The sequence below is a fragment of the Phenylobacterium sp. genome, assembly GCF_030693625.1.
In the GTDB taxonomy this organism is placed as follows: domain Bacteria; phylum Pseudomonadota; class Alphaproteobacteria; order Caulobacterales; family Caulobacteraceae; genus Phenylobacterium; species Phenylobacterium ferrooxidans.
The window spans coordinates 84,174-103,520 of sequence record NZ_JAUYAF010000084.1 but is presented as its reverse complement, the minus strand read 5'-3'; the positions used below and the strand labels follow the sequence as shown (position 1 = coordinate 103,520).

Genomic DNA, 19,347 nt, shown 5'->3' with positions numbered 1-19,347 from the left:
CGATCCCGGTCATGAAGGCGGCGGGGGCCGAGGTGATCGGGGGCACGATCAACAAGACCGGCAGCTTCACCTATCGCGCCACCAAGGTCGGGGCGGACACGCTGCTCGCCCAGATCATCCGCATGGTTGAGACCGCGCAGGGCTCCAAGCTGCCGATCCAGGCCCTGGTCGACAGGGTCACCGCCTGGTTTGTGCCGGCGGTCATGGTCGCGGCTGTTCTGACCTTCGTCGTCTGGCTGGTCTTCGGGCCGCAGCCGGGCGTCGCCTTCGCACTGGTCAATGCGGTGGCGGTGCTGATCATCGCCTGCCCGTGCGCCATGGGGCTCGCCACGCCGACTTCGATCATGGTCGGCACCGGCCGGGCCGCCGAACTGGGGGTTCTGTTCCGTAACGGCGGAGCGCTGCAGTCGCTGAAGTCTGTCCAGGTGGTTGCGCTGGACAAGACCGGCACGCTCACGGCCGGCAAGCCGGTGATGACCGATCTGGAAGTCGTTGAAGGCTTTGAGCGCGCTGAAGTCCTATCGCTGGTCGCCGCCGTCGAGGGACAGTCCGAACACCCTGTGGCGGGGGCCATCGTCGCCGCGGCCCAGGCCGAAGGGCTCGCCCTCCACGAGGTCAGCGCCTTCGATGCCGTGCCCGGCTATGGCGTCAACGCCATGGTCCGCGGCCATCGCATCGCTGTCGGCGCAGACCGCCACATGGCTCAGCTGGGTATCGACGTGCGGCCGTTCGCAGAGACCGCTGTCCGCATGGGCGAGATGGCCAAGACCCCGCTCTATGCCGCCATAGACGGCCAGCTGGCCGCCGTGATCGCCGTCTCTGACCCGATCAAGCCGACCACGGCTCAGGCCATCCGCGCCCTGCATGATATGGGCCTCAAGGTGGCGATGATCACCGGCGACAACCGCCGCACGGCGGAGGCCATCGCCGCCCAACTCGGCATCGACGAGGTGGTCGCCGAGGTGCTGCCGGACGGCAAGGTCGAGGCCATCAAGCGCCTGCGCGCCGGCGGCCGCGCCGTGACCTTCGTCGGCGACGGCATCAACGATGCTCCGGCCCTGGCGGAGGCCGATGTCGGCGTCGCCATCGGCACCGGCACGGACGTGGCCATCGAGAGTGCTGACGTGGTGCTGATGTCCGGCGACTTGCTGGGGGTGAGCAACGCGATCGCCCTGTCGAAGGCGACCATCGCCAACATCCGCCAAAACCTGTTCTGGGCCTTCGCCTACAACGCCAGCCTGATTCCGGTGGCTGCGGGCGTCCTCTATCCCATCAGCGGCACGCTGCTGTCACCGATGCTGGCGGCCGGCGCCATGGCCCTCTCGAGTGTCTTTGTGCTGGGCAACGCCATGCGGCTGAAGCGCTTCAAGGCGCCGGTGCGCGCCGCCGCCGCGCCCGTCGTGGCCGCCGGCGGCTAATCCCCTCGGCTCGCCCTTGACCTTCCCCTAGCTAGAACCTTTATGCTGACCGAAGTCAGATGGAAATCGCCTCATGAACATTGGAAACGCAGCGGAAAAATCGGGCCTGTCGGCCAAGACGATCCGCTATTACGAGGACATCGGCCTGCTGCAGGCCGACCGTGCGGGCAATGGCTATCGGGACTATTCGATGTCTGACGTGCATCGCCTGCGCTTCCTCCAGCGCTCACGCAGCCTCGGCTTTTCGGTCGAGGAATGCCGCCAGCTCCTGTCGCTCTACAGCGACAAGGATCGCGAGAGCGCGAGCGTGAAGGCGATCGCCAAGGCCAAGCTGACAGAGATCGACCGCAAGCTCGCCGAGCTGACCGAACTCCGCGACACGCTGCGGGTCCTGGTGCGCAGCTGCCACGGCGACAAGCGCCCTGACTGCCCGATTATCGAAGGGCTGGGCGGCAAGGACCGTGTCGCGGCTTAGCGCCCAAGCCCAACCCTCCTGACGCAGCGGCCCAACTCGGATAACAAGGGTCAAGCTTGGAGGAGGTCACGCCGATGCGCCGTTGGATCCTGCTTGGAGTCGCCACTCTTGGGGTGCTGGCGGTCTGGACGGCGCTCGTCGGGGCGGGGACCCTGGAGGGATGGTGGCGGCGGCCCCTGGCGCCGCAGGGTGACACCGCCGCCTTCGCCGCGGCGGCCGACCGGATGATCGCCGCGGAGTCCACCGGCAACCTGGCCTTCACGCTGATCGAGCAGGGCCGGCCCGTGCACGAGCGTTTCGCCTCCAAGGGCGCGCCCGTGGACCGCGACACCCTCTTCCAGGTGGCCTCGCTCAGCAAATGGATCACCGCGCTCGGGGTCATGACCCTGGTGGACGCCGGCCACATCGATCTGGACGCCCCGGTGGACACCTATCTCAAGCGCTGGAAGCTGCCCGCGAGCGAATTCGACAATCGCCAGGTGACGGTGCGCCGCCTGCTCAGCCACACGGCGGGCCTCACCGATGGCCTGGGCTATGGAGGCTTCGCCCCCGGCCAGCCGGTCCAGCCCCTTGTGGAGTCCCTCACGCGGGCCGCCGACGCCTCGCCGCACGCCGAGGGCGCGGTCAAGGTGGGGCTCCAGCCGGGCGCCGGGTGGAAATATTCCGGCGGCGGCTACACCCTGTTGCAGCTGCTGATCGAGGACGTCACCGGCGAGCCCTTCGCCGCCTATATGCGGCGCGCGGTGCTGGACCCTCTCGGCATGACCCGGTCCACCTTCCTGCTGCCCGAGCCCTGGCCCGCCAATGTCGCCGAGATCTATGGCCCGGGCGGGACCAAGGCGATCCACTACCGGTTCACGGCCACCGGCGCGGCCTCGCTCTACACCTCCACCGCCGACCTGACCCGCCTCATCGCCGCCCAGCGACCGGGCCCGGATGGCGCTCCGGCAGGCCGGGGCGTGCTCCGGCCCGCGACGCTTGCCGAGATGCGCCGCCCCCACGCCGCACAGTACGGGGCCGACATCTGGGGCCTGGGCCTGGTGCTCTACGCGCCCAACAACGCCGGCGACTTCATCGTCGGTCATGACGGCAACAACTTCCCGGCTATCAACACCGCCGCGCGCTTTGATCCGGCCAGCGGCGACGGGGTGGTTGTGCTGGAGACCGGCGATGATCTGCTGGCGACCCGGCTGGCCGGTGAATGGGTGTTCTGGCGCACGGGCCATGTCGACGCCCTGACGGTGCTGATGGAGGTCAAGCAGACCCTGATCATCCTGGCCGTCGGCTGGGGCGTGATCCTGCTGGGCGCCGGGGTCCTCGGCTGGCGGCTGCGCAGGCGCGGCGGATGAGGCCGGGCGCCCTGCGGCGGCTCGGCCTGCTGCTTCCCGCCATTATCGGCCTGCTGGGGGCCGCCCCCGCGCCGACCCTGGCCGATCGCCTGATCCAGCTGAACCGGGCCACGGCCTGGACCCAGACCGCCGCCGTCCCTGTCCAGTTCCCCACCTTCCATCCCCAGGGGATGGTGAAGATCGGCGGCGAGTTCTTCGTCTCCTCCGTCGAGGTGAAGCAGTATCCCGCCCGCCTGGCCGGCGCGACCGGGGGGCGCAGCCCCGGCGCCGGCGTCGGCCACCTGTTCCGCATGTCGGCCGACGGCGGCCTGCTGGGCCAGGTCGTGCTGGGGGAGGGGGACGCCTATCATCCGGGCGGCATCGATTTCGATGGCGAGAGCCTGTGGGTCAGCGTGGCGCAGTACCGCCCCGACAGCGCCGCCATCGTCTACCGCGTCGATCCGCAGACCCTGAAGGCCACGGAGGTGCTGCGGGTCGCCGACCATATCGGGGCGGTGAGCTATGACCGCAGGACCCGCCTGCTGCAGGGCGTCTCCTGGGGCGGGCGGCGGTTCTATACCTGGAAGCTGACCCCCGGCGGCAGGGCCGGGACGCCCAAGGTGGCGCGCAACCCTTCCAGCTACATCGACTACCAGGACTGCCATGGCCTGGGCGGCGGGGCGATGCTGTGCTCTGGCCTGGCCGACTATCGCTCGCCCAAGGGGGGCGGCCTGACCCTCGGTGGGCTGGAGATCGTCAAGGATCACCGCCCTGTCTGGCAGGCGCCGGTTCTGCTCTGGTCGCCGTCCGGGCGGCCCATGACCCAGAACCCGACCTATGTGGAGGCCACGGCCACCGGTGTCAGGGCCTGGTTCATGCCCGACGACGACCGCTCCACCCTCTTCGCCTACGAGGCGCTGACCCCGGCCAATTGATCCAGCGCATGGCGCGTGGGCGAGCGCGGGCGCAGGGTGGCGGCATGACCCATAATCTCACCGGCCCCGACCGCGTCCTCCTCGACCGCTATATCGAGAGCGTCCTGCTGCGTTTCAGCGACGGCAAGTACAGCCTGGCCGAGGCCACCCAGGAACTGGGCCAGGCCTTCACCCAGCCCGAACGCGATGAATTCCTCGCCCACCTGCGCGGCGTGGTGGAAGCCGGGGACGACGCCTAGGGACGTCAGAGGCTCTAACTTCTAGCGCGCCATCCAGGGCTTGGACTTCGACGACGACCTGGCGGCGGCCGCGCGCTCGCGCTGGAAGCGGCCCCCGCGGGGATCCTTCGGCTTGGCGTCGAGGGCCTCCTTCTTCAGGCGCAGGGCGCGCTGGATCGGGGTTTCGGCGGGCGGGTCTTGGTCAGCCATGGTCATCGTCCTCCGGAATCTCGACCCTAGCCTGACGCGCGGGGCGGCGGACGAGAAATCGTCCCGAGCCGGCAGGAGATCGCCCGGTCCTAGTCGTTGGCCGCCCGCTCGCGGTCCTCGCTCTCGGTCCTGGCCTGAACATAGGCCTGCAGGCCCGCGATCTCGGCGTCGGCCTTCCCGCCGGGCTCGTACTCGCCCACCCCCTGCCCCTGGGCGATGGGCCGCTGGTAGGCGGCCTGGGTCTGCAACGCCAGCGGACAGACCTCCAGCCCGCCGCGCCTCAGGATGTCCATGGCGCCGCTGACCACGGCGGACTCCACCCCGTTGCGGCGGGGCGGGCGCTGGTTGAACAGCACCACCCCCTGGCGTCCCAGCCGCCGCACCAGCTCGACGGTCCGCAGGGTGGCGGCCACGTCCAGATAGGTCGGGCGCGAGACGGCGATGCAGAGGTCGGCCACCTTCACGGGCTCGATCATGCCGTTGTCGGGGTCGCCGGGGGTGTCGATGATCAGCACGTCGCAGCCGCCCTTGCCCCTGACATAGGCGAGCGCATCGCGCTTGGCCGCGGAGGTCTCCACCACCAGCGAGCTGTGGTCGGATCGTTTTCGCAGGCTGTCGGAGGCGCAGCGGGCCGGATCGGCGTCGGCCAGGTGGTGCGCCCGCCCAACACTCGCCAGGCGATGGTCAGGTTCACCGCACCGTCGTCTTTCCTGACCCACCCTTATGGGACAGCACCGCGATCGTCTTCATGGTCCTGGCCCGCCCCCGCGCCTTACCGGATGCGGGATAACAGGTTCGCGGGCCGCTGAATGTAAACCTTCGTTGTCAGTCCGCCGGCCGTGGCGCGGCGCCCACCGCGTGGGCGCCGGTCAGCGGCGCTGGCCGTGGGGCTGCATGGGGGTCTTGGCCTGCGGCTTGGTCTCGGAGGCACGGCCCGTTGAGCGGGGATCGTTGAGGCCGGCGGGGGCGCCCTGGTCGGCGGGGCGGGTGCTGGGATAGACCTTCATGGTGTGTCCTTTGGGCGCTCAGAGCGCTTGTGTCGTCGGCTCGGGCCGCGGCGCGGCGTCGAGGGGGGTAAGGCCGGAGCAGATGATCGCGATCACCGTGCCGGGATGGGCGTCGGTGATCCGTACCCCGGCGCAGAGCTGGTTGGCCAGGGCCTCGACGATGCTGGTGCCCAGGCCGGGCTTGGAGGCCTCGGCGTTCTTGGGCATGCCTACGCCCTTGTCGCGCACCGACAGCGTCCAGGCCTCGCCCTCCGACTCGTAGTTCACCAGGATCCTGCCGTGCCGGTGGCCCGGGAAGCCGTGCTTCAGAGCGTTGATCACCAGCTCAGTGACGATCAGGCCCAGGCTGACCGAGACATTGGCGTCGATGACGCTGTCGTCGCAGGTCACCGACACCGAGAGCTGGTGCGGGTCGCGGATCATTGAGGCCGCCAGGCTCTGGCAGAGCTGGATGAGGTAGGGTCGCAGGACCACGGCCTCGAGGCTGGCGGTGGCGAGTTGCTGCTGGACCATGGCGATGGACATGACCCGGTTATGGGCGTCCTTCAGATGGGTGCGTGTCTCGTCCGACTGCACTTTTCGGGCGCTCTGCAGCAGCACGCTGGCGATGATCTGCAGGCTGTTGGCGACCTGATGCTGCACCTCGCGCAGCAGGATCGCCTTCTCGCGCAGCTGGTTGTCCTTGTGCTTCAGGCTCTCGGCGTCGTGCTGGGCGGTGAGCCTGGCCTCTGTGACATCGCTCACGCTCAGCAGCAGGCGGGGATTGTCGGCGTCCCCATAGTCCAGGTTCTGGGCGTGCAGCACCAGGGCGCGGGCGCCGCCGGGGCCCCGCAGATCCATCTCGTAGGACTCGATCACCGCGCCCGACAGGGTGGCGGTCAGCAGGGAGATGAGTTGCGGCACGGCCCACTCGCCGTCGCCCAGGGCGGTGACCGGCTGGCCCACCGCACGATCCCGGTCGATTCCGAAGGCCCGCAGGAAGGAGGTGCTGACCGCGATCACCCGCAGGTCGCCGTCCAACAGCAGCAGGGGCGAGTCGGACGACGCGACCACCGCCAGGGCGAGGCTGAGACTGGAGTCGGGGCGATCAGGCAAACAATAGCTCCTTCGCGCGCGGCGGGAGCATGGGCGTGGGCCCGAGTCTCTCTGCCGCCAGAGCCAAACGTATTTCCCGACGGTAAGTAAATTATCTCACATATCTTGTCATGCGTCCGACAAAATGAGTCTCTCGCCAGATGTCGCCGCGCAAATAGACAATATCGGCAGGCCGGCCCCCTCCAGATATTCAAGTGAGCCGGCGAATTTTTAGGCGGCTTGGGATTGGGGCCGGGCGATAATCTCGGCTAGCGTCGACTTTAACGTCTCGGTGGCGGCGTCGCGGGCGCCCGGGACGCCTGCTACGCGCGTCGGATGGCGAAAGAGTAAAGCCAGCGGCGAAACGCAGCGGGGCGGGAGCGACGCGCGAACGGGTCGTTAACTCTGATTTGACAGGCTGGCCCAATGTCAGATTCTGACCTTGCCGCCCCCTCAGCGCTCCATGCGATGCTGGATGGCCTCCCTGTGGCCGCCGCGCTGCTGGATGCCGGCGGACAGATCGCCGCCGCCAATCGCGACTTCGCTCGACTGCTGGGCGCGCCGGCGGACGACTTGATCGGCCGTCACCTGGGCGCCCTGCTGGACGCCGCGGCCCCCGAAACCCGCCCCACCGCCAACGCCTACCGGCTTGAGCCCTATGGCGAGCCCCGCTGGGTGCGCGCCGACCCTAGCGCGGGTGGCCTGGTGTTGCTGATAGACGTCACCGCCGAGCACAGGATGCTGGACGCCGCCAGGGCCGGGTCCGTCGTGCGCGACCCGCTGATGTCCGACGCCGAGGTGGGGACCTGGCTCTATGACCCTGACCGGGACCTCTACTTCTTCTCCAGCGAACTCGCGTTTGGGTGGGAGGAATTCGTGGAGGGCGTGCCCACGGAAGTCCTTCAGCAGATCCAGCACAGGGACGACCAGGCCAAGGACAGTGAGATTCGCGAACGCGTGACCCGCTTGGGCGGCCAGGCCGAGACGGAGATGCGCTATCGCACCCCCGACGGCGGCTGGAAGCATCTGCGGGTGCTCTATCGCGCCGGCAAGCAGACCCCGAGCGGCCGCTACGAGATGTACGGCATCAGCCAGAACATCTCCCCCCAGGCGCAAGCCCGCGACGAGGCCACGGCCAGCACCCAGCGGCTCAAACTGGCCCTGAACGCCGCCAATGCCGGGGTCTTCGAATTCGACTACGCCAAACGGTCCTTCTGGCTTTCCCCGGAACTGCGCGCCCTGGTGGGTCAGGATCTGTTGAGTGGAGCGAAGGCTAATCCCTTCGGTATGTTCCACCCCGACGATCGGGCCAGGGCCCGCGACCTCAACGCCCGCGCCGAGCGCCAGGACCAGATCGCCCCGGTGGACGTGCGCCTGATGCGCAGCGCTGGCCCGATCTGGGTCCGGTTCTACCTGGAGGTCGAGCATGACACCGGTGGCGACCCGATCCGCTGCGTTGGCCTGATGATCGATATCGACGACCAGAAGCGCCAGGAACTCGCCCTGGCCGAGGCGACCCAGGTGGCCGAGGCCGCCACCGCCGCCAAGTCCGACTTCCTGGCCTCGGTCAGCCATGAGATCCGCACCCCGATGAACGGGGTGGTGGGCATCCTGCACCTGCTGGAACGCGAGCCGTTGACGCCGGAAGGCGCCGGCATGCTGCAGGAAGCGGTGGCCTGCAGCCAGATGCTGGCCCAGCTGATCAACGACGTGCTGGACTTCAGCAAGATGGAGGCCGGCAAGCTCGACCTGGCGCCGGTCCCCGTCGACCTGGCCGCCCTGGCCGACAGCGTCGCGGCCCTGATCCGGCCCCAGGCTGAGGACAAGGGCGTGTACCTGCACGTCGCCGCCGAAGGGCTGGGTTACGCCGCCATCGATCCGGTCCGCCTGCGCCAGTGCCTGTTCAACGTCATCGGCAACGCCGTGAAGTTCACCGGGGAGGGCGGGGTCACGGTGCGCCTGACCTATGTGGACGGAGACCCGCGCCGCCTGCGCTGTGAGGTCCAGGACACCGGCATCGGTATTCCCGCCTCGGCCCGCGCCTCGCTGTTCGACCGCTTCCAGCAGGCCGATGTCGGCACCACGCGCCGGTTCGGCGGCACCGGTCTGGGCCTGGCCATCTCCCGCAACCTGGCCCGCATGATGGGCGGCGACATGGACTTCGACAGCGTCGAGGGCGAGGGCTCCACCTTCTGGTTCGAGGTCGCGGCCCCGGTCGCCGAGGCGCCGCCCTCCACCGCCGTGAACGCCTTCGGCGACGCGCCGCTGGAAGGCCTGCGGGTGCTGGTCGTTGACGACAATCGCGTCAACCGCCTGGTGGGGGTGAAATCCCTGGAGGCCCTGGGCGCCGAGGCCCGCGAGGCCGACTGCGGCGAGGCGGCCGTCGAGGCCGTGATCGCCGACGACTATGACCTGATCCTGATGGACGTGAACATGCCGGGCATTGACGGCCTGGAGGCCACCCGCCGCATCCGGGCGCTCGGCGGCTCGGCGGCCCAGACCCCGGTGATCGCCCTGACCGCCGACGTCATGACCCACCACCAGCAGCGCTACCACGAAGCCGGCATGAACGGCTTCGTGCCCAAGCCCTTCTCGCCCCTGCAACTCCTGGCCGAGATCGCCCGCCTGGTGGCCGGCGAGGGCGAGGGGCCCGAGGCGCTCTCGGCTTAAACCCGCTCATTCCGGCGGAGGCCGGGACCCAGGACGTAGGTCATGGCCTCGGATGGGATCCTGAAGTCAGGCGCTGGATCTGGGCCCCGGCCTTCGCCAGGGTGAGCGGATGAATTTCAGTCGTCGTCGAACTCGCCGAGCATCTCGGCCTTGGTGGCTTCCCACATGGCGCGGCCCTCGTTGAGCGAGGCCTTGATGGTGGCCACGTCGACCGGGGAATAGGCCTCCTGGTGCACTCCCAGCGCCACCAGATAGGCGGTGACGAAGTCGCGGTAGTCGACCCAGGTCTTGGCCGCCAGCTCCATGGGCCAGGCCAGCAGGCTCTCGTCGGCGCCCTGCCAGCCTTCGGTCAGGCGGGTGGCGGCCACCTCGTAGGGGAAGGGGTCTCCCAGGGTCTCGAGGCCGAAATTGGTGACGATCCACTGGCGGCCGCGCCAGATGATCTCACTGGCGCGATCGCCGATTTCTTCTTTCAACATGGCAGGGAGATGAGCCCTTTGCGCGGGCGCCGCAAGGCTTAGGGCTTGCGAGGGCCCGCCGTCTCGCCGAAGAGGCTCCTCATGAACCCTTTGCTTATCTGGACCGACGGCGTCTGCACCGACAGCCGGGGCTTCGGCGGCTGGGCCTATGTCCGCCTCTGGAACGGCGAGGCCCGGGGCGTGGCCGGCGGCGAGCGCCAGGCGACGACGCCGCGCATGGAGCTGACCGCCGTGCTCCGCGCCCTGTCGGACCTCGCCGACATCCCCGCGCCGACGCCGCTCACCCTGCACTCCGACAGCGCCGTCCTGATGGTCGGCGCGGGACAGATCGGGGCCTGGCGGACCGGCGGCTGGACCGACGCCAAGGGCGACCCGGTGCCCGAGCAGGACCTCTGGCGGCAGATCGCCGCCATCACCCAGGCGCGCCCGGTCACCTTCGTCCGGGTGAGCCCCACGCCCTCTGACAAGCGACCCGAGGGTTTCGTCGCCGCCTGGTCGGATTTCGCCCGCGAGAAGTGCAAGGCGTCAGGGGCCTTCACCTGGGCGATTCCCAAGCCCAATATGGCGAAATTCCCAACCGCCTGACGCAGCCAAGGCCGAGCTTGGGCGTTCAGGAGCCTTCAGGGGGACTTCCATTGTGGCTGAGCAGGCGCCGCGCGTGAGTTCGCGCGATCTTCCCGGGACGGAGTGGCCAAGGGGCGGCGGCGAGACCGGCGCCCTGATCCGCGCCTTCGACTGGGGCGCCACCAGCCTGGGCCCTATTGCGACCTGGCCGCAGAGCCTGAAGACCGCCACCGACATCCTGCTGCAGTCCCCGGTGCCCATCGTCATGCTGTGGGGCCCTGAAGGGGTGATGATCTACAACGACGGCTATTCGGTCTTCGCCGGTGGCCGCCATCCGGCCCTGCTGGGCTCCAGGGTGCTGGAGGGCTGGCCCGAGGTCGCCGACTTCAACGCCAATGTCATGAAGGTCGGCCTGGCCGGGGGCACGCTCGCCTATCGCAAGACCAGCCTGATCCTCCACCGCCACGGGGCGCCGGAGGAGGTCTTCCTCGACCTCGACTACAGCCCGGTGCTGGATGAGAGCGGTGAGCCGGCGGGCGTCCTGGCCATTGTCTTCGACATCACCGAGCGGGTGCGCGCCGACGAGCGCCTGCAGATCGCCCAGCGGGCCGGCCGGGTGGGCGCCTTCGAGTGGTATCCCGAGACCGGCCGCCTCGACGTCTCCGATGAATACCGCCGGATCTGGGGTTTTGGCCCCGAGGTCGAGGTCACCCAGGACCTGCTGGTCAGCCTCGTGGACGCCAGCGACCGGGGGGTCACCGGCCCCGCGCGCCTGGTGGGCGGCGGCAATCCCCTGGAATATTCCGAGTATCGCATCACCCGTCCTGACACCGGCGAGGTCCGTTGGCTGGGCCGGCGTGGGGAGGTGCTGCCGGCCGAGGCCGACCGTCCGCCCCGCTATATCGGCGTCAGCTTCGACATAACCGACATGAAGCTCGCCGAGGCCGCCCTGCGCGAGAGCGAGGAGCAGTTCCGCACCCTGACCGAGACCATGCCGGGGTTCGCCTGGAGCGCCCTTCCCACCGGCGCCCTCAACTATGCGACCCAGCAGTGGCTGGCCTATTCGGGTCTCAGCCTCGAGCAGACCGTGGCCGATGGCTGGCTGAACGCCATCCATCCCGATGATCTGCAGCGGGTGGCCGGTGTCTGGACCACCTGCGTCGCCACCGGCGATCCCTACAATATCGAGTTCCGCCTGCGCCGCCATGACGCGACCTACCGCTGGTTCCTGGTGCGCGGGCTGCCGGTGCGCGACGAAGCCGGCGCCATCACCCGCTGGGTCGGGGCCGCCGCCGAGGTGGAGGAGATCGTCGAGGCCCGCGAGGTCCAGGCCAGCCACCAGCAGGCCCTGGAGGAGGAGGTCGAGACCCGCACCCGCGAGCGCGACCGCATCTGGAACGTCAGCCGCGACCTGCTGCTGGTCACCGACAGTGCGGGCCTGGTGCTCAGCGCCAACCCCGCCTGGATCACGATCCTTGGATGGTCGGAGGTCGACCTCGCCGGCCGCACCACCGAGTGGCTGCAGCATCCCGAGGACCGCGAGCGGACCCGGGTCGAGCGGGCCAACATCGCCGACGGCCAGCCGACCCAGCGCTTTGAGAACCGCTTCCTGCACAGGGACGGCGGCTATCGCTGGCTGTCCTGGACCGCGGTCGCCGACGAGGGGCTGATCTATTGCCTGGCCCGCGACATCACCGCCGACAAGGAGGCCCAGGCCCGCCTGCGCGAGACCGAGGAGGCGCTGCGCCAGGCCCAGAAGATGGAGGCCGTCGGCCAGCTCACCGGTGGCATCGCCCATGACTTCAACAATCTGCTCACCGGCATCATCGGCTCCCTGGACCTGATCCAGAGGCGTATCGACGACGGCCGCCTGTCCGACCTCGGCCGGTTCATGGAGGCCGCCACCACCTCGGCCGGCCGCGCCGCGGCCCTCACCCACCGCCTGCTTGCCTTCGCGCGGCGCCAGTCGCTGGATCCCAAGGCCGTCGACGTCAACGGCCTGGTGGACTCCATGGGCGACCTGCTGCGGCGGACCCTGGGCGAACAGGTGGAGCTGGCCATCGCGCTGGCCCCCGACGCCTGGCCGGCCTTCGGGGATTCAGGGCAGCTGGAGAACGCGGTTCTCAACCTGGCCATCAACGCCCGCGACGCCATGCCCGGCGGCGGCAAGCTCACCATCGAGACCGCCAACACCCACCTCGACCTCAGCTACACCTCGCGCCACGAGGACCTGAAGCCCGGCGACTATACGGTGCTGTCGGTCACCGACACCGGTGTCGGCATGACGCCCGAGGTGATCGCCAAGGCCTTCGATCCCTTCTTCACCACCAAGCCCATCGGCCAGGGCACCGGGCTGGGCCTGTCGATGATCTACGGCTTCGCCCGGCAGTCTGGCGGCCACGCCCGCATCTACAGCGAGGTGGGCCAGGGCTCGACGGTGCGACTCTACCTCCCGCGCTTCACCGGCGAGACCGTGCTGGTGGTGGAGGATGACCCCGCCGTGCGCCTGCTGGTGGTGGAGGTGCTGTCGGAGCTCGGCTACGCCGCCATCGAGGCCCACGATGGGCCGGCTGCCCTGCCTATCCTGGAGTCCGACCAGCGGATCGACCTGATGGTCTCCGATGTCGGCCTGCCCGGCCTGAACGGACGCCAGGTGGCCGAGATCGGCCGCCAGCATCGTCCCGGCCTGAAGGTGCTGTTCGTCACGGGCTACGCCGAGAACGCCGCCGTCCGCTCGGGCTTCCTCGACCCCGAGATGGAGATGATCACCAAGCCCTTCGCCCTCGACCAGCTCGCCGCCAAGATCCGCGAGATGATTGAGCGCTAGCGGGATGAGGAAGAGTGGGAACCTGCCCGCATCCCGCTCCACCTTGGTCAGCGCGACTGCGTGCCGGGATCGTTGAAGAAGAACAGGGCCAGCGCCATGGCGGCCGCCGCGTCGCGATCGGGCGAGCCCTGGACCGGCAGATAGACCGTCCCCTTGAGCGTGGTGCGGGACACCGCGCCCACCTCCTGGTCACCCTTCAGGATCACGTAGGAAAGCGAGCTGGTGGAGGCCAGCGGCATGGAGCCGGCCAGCTTCTTGGTCTTGGCGCGCAGGGTGACGCCGCCATAGCGGATCTCCGCGGCCCGCTGCGGCTGGTGCAGCTTCTCCATGAACTTGCCGTCGCTCAACACCAGGGCGAAGGAGGCGTCCGGCGGCCCGCCCGCGAAGTTGCAGACATAGGCCAGGTCGTTGCGCTTGAAGTCGATCCAGCTGAAGCCGAACCGGTTCTGCCCGCCCTCGCAGCTCACGGTCATCGGAGTCGTCAGGCGCGGCGAGGCGACGGTGAAGCTGGTCTTGGCGTAGTCGCTGGAGAACATGCCCAGCGCCCGGGTCTGCTTGCTCACGGCCTTCACCTGGCCGGAGTATTCCCCCATTTCATAGCCGAAGCCCAGCAGCAGGCCCTTAACCCGCTTGGGTTGGACGTTCAGCTTCTCGGTGTTGGGGATCGAGACCTGGGCCAGGGCCGGCGCCCCACCCGCCAGGATCGCTGCCGCGAGAACACTCAAAACCACCGTCTTCATGGTCGCCACTCCGCGTTGTGGACCACCACCCTAGGCCAACAAGCGTGGCCTTGGAAGGCTCAGGGCCGGGCGACCAGGACCTGGTCGCTATAGGTCTCCACCACCAGGCTGAAGGGCGCGCCGTCTGGCGTGGAGAGCACCGCGCGATGCTGCAGGACTTCGGGCGGAATGGCCGGCTTCGCGCCGGACGCGGGGTTCGACTGAATCAACAGGGCCGAGGACAGGGTGCGCCGGCGGAAGCCCAGGGGTCTCACCACCACGCCAAAGGGGGTCTGGGTCGTGTTCAGCACGGTGTTCATCTCAGGCGTCAGCCTGCCCGGCAGGTACCAGTTGTCGGCCCGCGACAGCACCTTGTCGCCGCAGGCCAGGTCCACCCGGCGATAGGCGACAGGTTCATCCGGCCCCACCCCCAGGTCGCGGCGCTCCGCCTCGCCCGCGGGCTTGGGATCCACGGCGGGCCGCCGCGCGACGATCCTGGCGCCCCCGCCGGAGCCATGGGTGTCGCACCAGAGCTGCAGCGTGGCCGTGGCGCTGTCGCGGCTCAACAGCTCGGCGTCCAGCCGCTTCACCTGAGCCACCGCGTTCTCGAAGTCGCCGGGGGCGGCCGCCCAGGGTCGCGCGGCGACCGGCGTGGCGAGCAGCAACAGGGCGGGCAGGAGGATGCGCATGCTCCTCGTCTCGCATTCTCAAGCCCGCCCCGTCCAGCTAGCTTGCGCGCCATGGCCAAGACCACTCCCGCGACCCTGGCGCTCGGCAAGGCCGGCGTCGCCTTCACCCTGCACACCTATGACTACGATCCGGACGCGGGCCGCGTGGGGCTGCAGGCCGCCGAGAGCCTGGGCGCCGATCCGGCCCGGGTGCTGAAGACCCTGATGGCCCAGGTGGACGGCAAGCCGGTCTGCGCGGTGCTGGCCTCCGACCAGGAGGTTTCGATGAAGAAACTGGCCGCGGTGTTCGGCGGCAAGACCGCCGCCATGATGAAACCCGCCGACGCCGAGCGGCTCACCGGCTACCGGGTCGGCGGGGTCAGCCCCTTCGGCCAGAAGCGCGCCGTTCCCACGGTCGTGGACGAAGCCGCGCTCGGCCACGACCGGGTTTTCGTCAACGGCGGCCAGCGCGGCCTGCAGGCGCAGCTGGCGCCCTCCGACCTCATCGCGGCGACAGGCGCGAAGGTGGCCTCGATCACCTTACTTTTCCTCGCCTGCGCGGCCGGGAGGAAAGGCGCTCGACATCGACCCGCGCCGTGTAAGCTGATCTTCCCGGTCCCATCCCCCCAAAGGTCCGAATGTCCGCCGCCCAGTCCAAGGCCAACATCTCCCTCGTGATCGAGACGATGTACGCCGTCGCCGCTGACCCCGAGCGCTGGGAAGAGGTGATCGAGGCCCTGGACGTACCAGCCCAGGACGGCGCAGCGCCCCCGGTCACGGAGGGCATGACCAGCCTGGCCCGCGCCGCGGCGGGCGGCGGGGAGCGGGCCGATGTCGGCGTCATCGTGGTCTCCGGCGCCGGCGGGGCCGTGGCCTGCAACCCTGCCGGCGAGAGCCTGTTCCAGCACCGGCTGGGGCGGATCGAGGCCCGCGGCCTCTCCTTCCTCAATCCCTCCAACCACGAGGCCCTGACCCAGGCCCGCAAGCGCCTGCGCGAAACCCGAGGCCGCCAGGTGATCGTCAAGTTTCTCGACGAGGAGGATGAGGGGCCGCACTTCGCCTATGTCACTCCGGCCGCGGCCCTGCCCCTGAGTTTGGCCGCCACACTGCCCCAACCCTCGCCACGCGGGGAGGGCGACATCGCCATCGTCTTTCCGGCGCTGGAGACCACCGATCGCCTCTGGGCCAGCGTCCGCGAGAGCTTCGGCCTGACCCCGGCCGAGACGCGCCTGGCCGCCCGGCTGAAGGACGGCCTCAGTCTCAAGGAGGCCGCTGACGACATGGCGGTCAGCCTCAACACCGTTCGCAACCAGCTGCGCGCGGTGTTCGAGAAGATGGGCCTGAACCGGCAGAGCGAACTGGTGCGCGCCCTGACCCAGCTGGGCGCCCTGGCCCAGGCCTTCGAGGATCCGGGGGCCGGGGCCCGCCGGGTCGGCGGGGCCATCATCGCCACCGAGCGGGCGGCGGCCGACACCGCGCCGCCGGTCCAGCTCTTCAAGCTCACCGACGGCCGCCGCCTGGGCTGGCGCGACTATGGCGACCCAGCCGGACGTCCGGTGCTGGTGATCACTCAAGACCTGTCCTCCAGCCTGCTGCCGCGTGGGACCAACGCCCTGGCCCGCGACATGGGCCTGCGGCTCATCGCCACCGAACGGGCGGGATCAGGACGCTCGGACCCGCATCCCGATTTCAGCTTCGCCAATGTCGCGGCCGACTCCGTGGCCCTCATCCGGCATCTGGGGATCGACGGCCTGCAAATCACCACCAATACCGACGGGGCGGCCTACGCCATGGAGGCGGCGGTGCAGCTGGGGGATTCGGTCTCCCGCATCCTGCTGGCCTCGGGGCGTCCGCCCGGACTGCAGGCGGAGCGGGAGCGCGACCGCGGCCATACGCTGACCCTGTTCTGGCGGCGCATCTACCGCAACCCTTGGCTGTCGGACATGATCTTCGAGATGATGCGCCTCAGCCTCAGTCGGGCGCAGTTCGAGCGCTACGCCCGCGCCGCGGCCTCAGCCCCTGGGGACGCCGCCTACCTGAAGGCTCACCCCGAGCTGCTGGACTTCATCATCGACTACACGCGCGAGTCGGTGGCGGTCAGCGCCCGGGGCGCCGCCGACTCCATCCGCTGTGCGGCCAGGCCCGGAGGGCCCGACCTCTCCGACCTCGCCTCCCCCGTCACGCTCTGGCACGGCGACCAGGATCCCATGAACGGGGTGGAGGAGGTCCAGGCCTGGCTCAGAGACCATGTGGAGACGGTGCGGGTCTTCCCAGGCATCGGCCGGTTCCTGGCCCACAAGCATTGGGCCGAGGCCCTGGCCTGGCTGGCGCGGACCTGACCTGGTCCTGAGACCCCGAGAAGACAGTCCCAAGACAAACCGAGCCGCATAGTCCGGATGGATCATGCGGCCCCCTGCTACCCGTGGTCGAGGGGACGTGACGGTAAGTCACACCAGTTTGGGGATACTCCACATGCGCTTTCTCGCGGCCGCCTTCGCGGCCTTCCTGCTAGCCCTCGGCTTCGGGGCCGGCTCGGCCTCCGCCCAGGCCGGCAGCACCATCACCCTGCCTGACGGCACCACCATCGTCACCACGATCGCGGGCCTGAACAACATCACCATCAGCATCTCGGGCGGCCCCTATGCGGCCAACCCGGCCACGGTGAAGTTCACCAGGGTGGTGCCCAGCGCGACCAGCATCTCCTACACCGGCACCATCGCCACCGGCGGGACCACCGAGTCCTTCAACTGCGTGGTCAACACCGTGACCCAGGCGGTCACCGGGTCGGGCGCCTGCGCGGTCGCCTTCGGTCAGGCCCCGACCACCACCCCGACGACGCCGACCACCCCCACCCCGCCCGCGCCGACGCCGACTCCCACGCCCACGACGACTCCGACCACCCCCACCACGCCGACGACCCCCATCACGTCGACGACTCCGGGGACAACCACCGTCGTGACTCCCAACGGCACGATCATCACCGTGACCCTGCCGGAAAAGGCTCTGATCACCCAGGCCGAGGCCGACCAGCTGTTCCTGGCGCTGGTGGGCACGCGGGTGAACGCCACCAGCATGCAGAACTTCGTCGCCCAGCGCCTGCAGGGCCTGTCCCTGGCCGGCCTGACTTCCAGCCTCGGTCCTCAGACCCGCAACGGGCGCGTCTACAAGGGCCTGAACGCCGGCGCCTTCGAGCCGCAGACCGGCCTGTGGGTTAACGCCTCGGGGTCCTATGTCGACGACAGTCGCCCGGGCTCGGCCCAGGACGGTTGGGGCGGTTCGGCCGCCATCGGGGGCGACGTGATCTTCGACAGCACCGTGCTCGGCGCCTATGTGGGCTACGGCTCCATGCAGCTGGACGGCACGGCCGTCGACTACCAGACCAAGGGTTGGACGGTCGGCGGCTACGCCTCCTGGTCGGCAGGCCCCGCCTTCCAGATCACCGGCACGGTGGGCTACTCCAACGACGAGGTCGAATACGGCCGCACGGCCGGCGCCCTGCGCACCTTCGGTGAGACCGACCGCAACCAGCTGTTCGGTTCGGTCAGCATCGGCACGACGGTCGACCTCGGCGCCGACTGGGTCCTGACCCCCAGCCTGGGGGTCATCGCCTCGACCTCCGACACCGACGCCTATCTCGACAACGCCGGCCGCCCGATCGCCGGAAACTCCACCGACCTGACCATCGCCCAGGCCGGCACGGCGCTGATCTACACCGGCTCCAACTGGCTTCCCTATGTCAGCGCCAGCTTCAACAGCCAGACCGATGGTCCGGCCGGCGTGGACAAGGAATACGGCTACATCGGCGCGGGCTTCGCGGCCCCGCTCTCCGACGACCTGGCCCTGGCCTTCAACATCCAGACCCTGGTCGGCAAGAAGAACGAGGGGGAGACCAGCTTCGGCTTCACCCTGCGCCGGGCCTTCTAAAGGACTCTGAGGAGAGAGCCTGATGCGGTGGAGACTGGCGTCTGTTCCGGCCCTCGGCCTGGCGCTGGTCTCCCTGCTGACGGCCCCTGCCGGCGCCAGCCCCGCCGGCAGGGGTTGGACGTCCTTCGAGGTGGTTGCGGGGACCCGCATCCTCGCCGCCGCCTCGAAGGATGCTTCACCCACGGGCGACCTGCTCACCGTGGTGATCGAGGGCGACGGAAACGCCCATGACCGCAAGGGCCAGCCGTCCGTCGACCCGACGCCCAGGGACCCCCTGGGGTTTCGCATCGCCCAGGCCTGGCCGCAGGGGCCGGTGGCCTGGCTGGGACGTCCCTGTCAGTATGTGAAGGACCCGGCCTGCACGCCGTCCGACTGGACGACCGGGCGCTATTCGCAGAGCGCGATCGCCGCCTCCAGCCTCGCCATCGATGACCTGAAGCGCCGCTCCGGCGCCACGCGCCTGCGGCTGGTGGGCTGGTCCGGCGGTGGGACCATGGCCGCCCTGGTGGCCGCCCGGCGCACCGATGTCGCCGTCCTCGTCACCCTGGCCGCCCCGCTGGACCTCGCGGCCTGGGCCGACTGGCACGGGGCGAGCCCGCTGAGCGGCTCCCTTGATCCCGCCGCCGCCGTCATCGCCCCCGGGGTCGTGCAGGTCCACGTGCTCGGCCGTTTCGATCAGGTCGTGCCGCCGGCCCTGGGCGAGGCCGCCGCGCGCCGGCTTGGCGGAACCGTCCTTGTCTGGCGTGAGAAGCACACCTGCTGCTGGGCCAGGCGTACCGAGCGCCTGCTGGCGCTGGCCCAGCCCGCTCAGTAGTCTCTCCCGAAATTAGG

18 protein-coding genes and 1 pseudogene are annotated in these 19,347 nt (G+C 69.6%); 12 read left to right on the top strand and 7 right to left on the bottom strand.

Going from position 1 to position 19,347, the window contains the following annotated elements:
* The 5 genes from Q8N10_RS19610 to Q8N10_RS19590 all read left to right on the top strand — a co-directional run.
* The coding region (locus tag Q8N10_RS19610) for a copper-translocating P-type ATPase (RefSeq protein ID WP_305663979.1) at nt 1-1,418 on the top strand (1,418 nt) is incomplete at its 5' end.
* 73 nt (nt 1,419-1,491) lie between these two features.
* Nucleotides 1,492-1,893 carry a Cu(I)-responsive transcriptional regulator gene (gene cueR, locus Q8N10_RS19605; RefSeq protein WP_304782664.1) on the top strand — a complete coding sequence of 134 codons (402 nt, stop codon included), beginning with the start codon at nt 1,492-1,494 and terminating at the stop codon, nt 1,891-1,893.
* A gap of 74 nt (nt 1,894-1,967) precedes the next feature.
* Nucleotides 1,968-3,242: a serine hydrolase gene (locus tag Q8N10_RS19600; protein WP_304782667.1), complete on the top strand. Its 1,275-nt coding sequence runs from the start codon at nt 1,968-1,970 to the stop codon at nt 3,240-3,242.
* Nucleotides 3,239-4,156, top strand: coding sequence for a DUF6454 family protein (locus tag Q8N10_RS19595; RefSeq protein WP_304782670.1), 918 nt, complete (start codon nt 3,239-3,241; stop codon nt 4,154-4,156). The genes Q8N10_RS19600 and Q8N10_RS19595 overlap by 4 nt, the downstream gene beginning before the upstream one ends.
* 44 nt (nt 4,157-4,200) lie before the next feature.
* Complete coding sequence (locus Q8N10_RS19590) at nt 4,201-4,395, top strand: hypothetical protein (RefSeq protein WP_304782673.1); 195 nt, start codon at nt 4,201-4,203, stop codon at nt 4,393-4,395.
* 21 nt (nt 4,396-4,416) lie between these two features.
* Here the strand turns inward: Q8N10_RS19590 and Q8N10_RS19585 are convergent, their stop codons facing one another.
* From Q8N10_RS19585 to Q8N10_RS19570, 4 genes are all read right to left on the bottom strand, one after another.
* The gene (locus Q8N10_RS19585) at nt 4,417-4,584 is read right to left on the bottom strand and encodes a hypothetical protein (RefSeq protein WP_370690259.1); all 168 of its coding nucleotides are present in this window, start codon (nt 4,582-4,584) and stop codon (nt 4,417-4,419) included.
* Between the two features lie 89 nt (nt 4,585-4,673).
* A complete protein-coding gene (locus tag Q8N10_RS19580) occupies nt 4,674-5,303 on the bottom strand; it encodes a ParA family protein (protein ID WP_304782679.1) in 630 nt (209 codons plus the stop codon).
* 150 nt (nt 5,304-5,453) lie between these two features.
* A complete protein-coding gene (locus Q8N10_RS19575; protein WP_304782683.1) occupies nt 5,454-5,591 on the bottom strand; it encodes a hypothetical protein in 138 nt (45 codons plus the stop codon).
* Between the two features lie 18 nt (nt 5,592-5,609).
* Nucleotides 5,610-6,686: a sensor histidine kinase gene (locus tag Q8N10_RS19570; RefSeq protein WP_304782686.1), complete on the bottom strand. Its 1,077-nt coding sequence runs from the start codon at nt 6,684-6,686 to the stop codon at nt 5,610-5,612.
* A 405-nt stretch (nt 6,687-7,091) separates the two neighbouring features.
* Here Q8N10_RS19570 and Q8N10_RS19565 point away from each other — a divergent pair, with 405 nt between their 5' ends.
* Nucleotides 7,092-9,335: an ATP-binding protein gene (locus Q8N10_RS19565; RefSeq protein WP_304782689.1), complete on the top strand. Its 2,244-nt coding sequence runs from the start codon at nt 7,092-7,094 to the stop codon at nt 9,333-9,335.
* A 116-nt stretch (nt 9,336-9,451) separates the two neighbouring features.
* Here Q8N10_RS19565 and Q8N10_RS19560 read toward each other — a convergent pair whose 3' ends face one another.
* The gene (locus Q8N10_RS19560; protein ID WP_304782692.1) at nt 9,452-9,814 is read right to left on the bottom strand and encodes a hypothetical protein; all 363 of its coding nucleotides are present in this window, start codon (nt 9,812-9,814) and stop codon (nt 9,452-9,454) included.
* A gap of 81 nt (nt 9,815-9,895) precedes the next feature.
* Between Q8N10_RS19560 and Q8N10_RS19555 the strand changes: the two genes are divergently transcribed.
* Nucleotides 9,896-10,399: an RNase H family protein gene (locus tag Q8N10_RS19555; RefSeq protein ID WP_304782693.1), complete on the top strand. Its 504-nt coding sequence runs from the start codon at nt 9,896-9,898 to the stop codon at nt 10,397-10,399.
* A 73-nt stretch (nt 10,400-10,472) separates the two neighbouring features.
* Complete coding sequence (locus Q8N10_RS19550) at nt 10,473-13,205, top strand: PAS domain-containing sensor histidine kinase (protein WP_304782696.1); 2,733 nt, start codon at nt 10,473-10,475, stop codon at nt 13,203-13,205.
* Between the two features lie 47 nt (nt 13,206-13,252).
* Here the strand turns inward: Q8N10_RS19550 and Q8N10_RS19545 are convergent, their stop codons facing one another.
* On the bottom strand, nt 13,253-13,945 hold the full coding sequence (locus Q8N10_RS19545; RefSeq protein ID WP_304782699.1) for a hypothetical protein: 693 nt from the start codon (nt 13,943-13,945) through the stop codon (nt 13,253-13,255).
* A gap of 59 nt (nt 13,946-14,004) precedes the next feature.
* Nucleotides 14,005-14,613 (bottom strand): hypothetical protein, encoded by a 609-nt coding sequence (locus tag Q8N10_RS19540; protein ID WP_304782702.1) that lies wholly within the window; start codon nt 14,611-14,613, stop codon nt 14,005-14,007.
* A gap of 51 nt (nt 14,614-14,664) precedes the next feature.
* Between Q8N10_RS19540 and ybaK the strand changes: the two are divergent.
* From ybaK to Q8N10_RS19520, 4 genes and pseudogenes are all read left to right on the top strand, one after another.
* Nucleotides 14,665-15,129 (top strand): annotated as a pseudogene (gene ybaK, locus Q8N10_RS19535) (Cys-tRNA(Pro) deacylase); the annotation flags it as partial.
* Between the two features lie 101 nt (nt 15,130-15,230).
* A complete protein-coding gene (locus tag Q8N10_RS19530; RefSeq protein WP_304782705.1) occupies nt 15,231-16,931 on the top strand; it encodes a LuxR C-terminal-related transcriptional regulator in 1,701 nt (566 codons plus the stop codon).
* Nucleotides 16,932-17,064: 133 nt separating this feature from the next.
* Nucleotides 17,065-18,516 (top strand): autotransporter outer membrane beta-barrel domain-containing protein, encoded by a 1,452-nt coding sequence (locus tag Q8N10_RS19525; protein WP_304782708.1) that lies wholly within the window; start codon nt 17,065-17,067, stop codon nt 18,514-18,516.
* Nucleotides 18,517-18,538: 22 nt separating this feature from the next.
* Complete coding sequence (locus tag Q8N10_RS19520; RefSeq protein ID WP_304782711.1) at nt 18,539-19,330, top strand: alpha/beta fold hydrolase; 792 nt, start codon at nt 18,539-18,541, stop codon at nt 19,328-19,330.
* Nucleotides 19,331-19,347: the final 17 nt, after the last annotated feature.

Bases quoted from the DNA above. Each gene is read 5' to 3' on its own strand.
- Q8N10_RS19525 (WP_304782708.1), top strand. From the start codon at position 17,065: ATGCGCTTTCTCGCGGCCGCCTTCGCGGCCTTCCTGCTAGCCCTCGGC.
- Q8N10_RS19585 (WP_370690259.1), bottom strand. From the start codon at position 4,584: ATGGCTGACCAAGACCCGCCCGCCGAAACCCCGATCCAGCGCGCCCTG.
- Q8N10_RS19565 (WP_304782689.1), top strand. From the start codon at position 7,092: ATGTCAGATTCTGACCTTGCCGCCCCCTCAGCGCTCCATGCGATGCTG.
- Q8N10_RS19545 (WP_304782699.1), bottom strand. From the start codon at position 13,945: ATGAAGACGGTGGTTTTGAGTGTTCTCGCGGCAGCGATCCTGGCGGGT.
- cueR (WP_304782664.1), top strand. From the start codon at position 1,492: ATGAACATTGGAAACGCAGCGGAAAAATCGGGCCTGTCGGCCAAGACG.
- Q8N10_RS19590 (WP_304782673.1), top strand. From the start codon at position 4,201: ATGACCCATAATCTCACCGGCCCCGACCGCGTCCTCCTCGACCGCTAT.
- Q8N10_RS19540 (WP_304782702.1), bottom strand. From the start codon at position 14,613: ATGCGCATCCTCCTGCCCGCCCTGTTGCTGCTCGCCACGCCGGTCGCC.
- Q8N10_RS19530 (WP_304782705.1), top strand. From the start codon at position 15,231: ATGTCCGCCGCCCAGTCCAAGGCCAACATCTCCCTCGTGATCGAGACG.
- Q8N10_RS19555 (WP_304782693.1), top strand. From the start codon at position 9,896: ATGAACCCTTTGCTTATCTGGACCGACGGCGTCTGCACCGACAGCCGG.
- Q8N10_RS19600 (WP_304782667.1), top strand. From the start codon at position 1,968: ATGCGCCGTTGGATCCTGCTTGGAGTCGCCACTCTTGGGGTGCTGGCG.
- Q8N10_RS19575 (WP_304782683.1), bottom strand. From the start codon at position 5,591: ATGAAGGTCTATCCCAGCACCCGCCCCGCCGACCAGGGCGCCCCCGCC.
- Q8N10_RS19560 (WP_304782692.1), bottom strand. From the start codon at position 9,814: ATGTTGAAAGAAGAAATCGGCGATCGCGCCAGTGAGATCATCTGGCGC.
- Q8N10_RS19595 (WP_304782670.1), top strand. From the start codon at position 3,239: ATGAGGCCGGGCGCCCTGCGGCGGCTCGGCCTGCTGCTTCCCGCCATT.
- Q8N10_RS19520 (WP_304782711.1), top strand. From the start codon at position 18,539: ATGCGGTGGAGACTGGCGTCTGTTCCGGCCCTCGGCCTGGCGCTGGTC.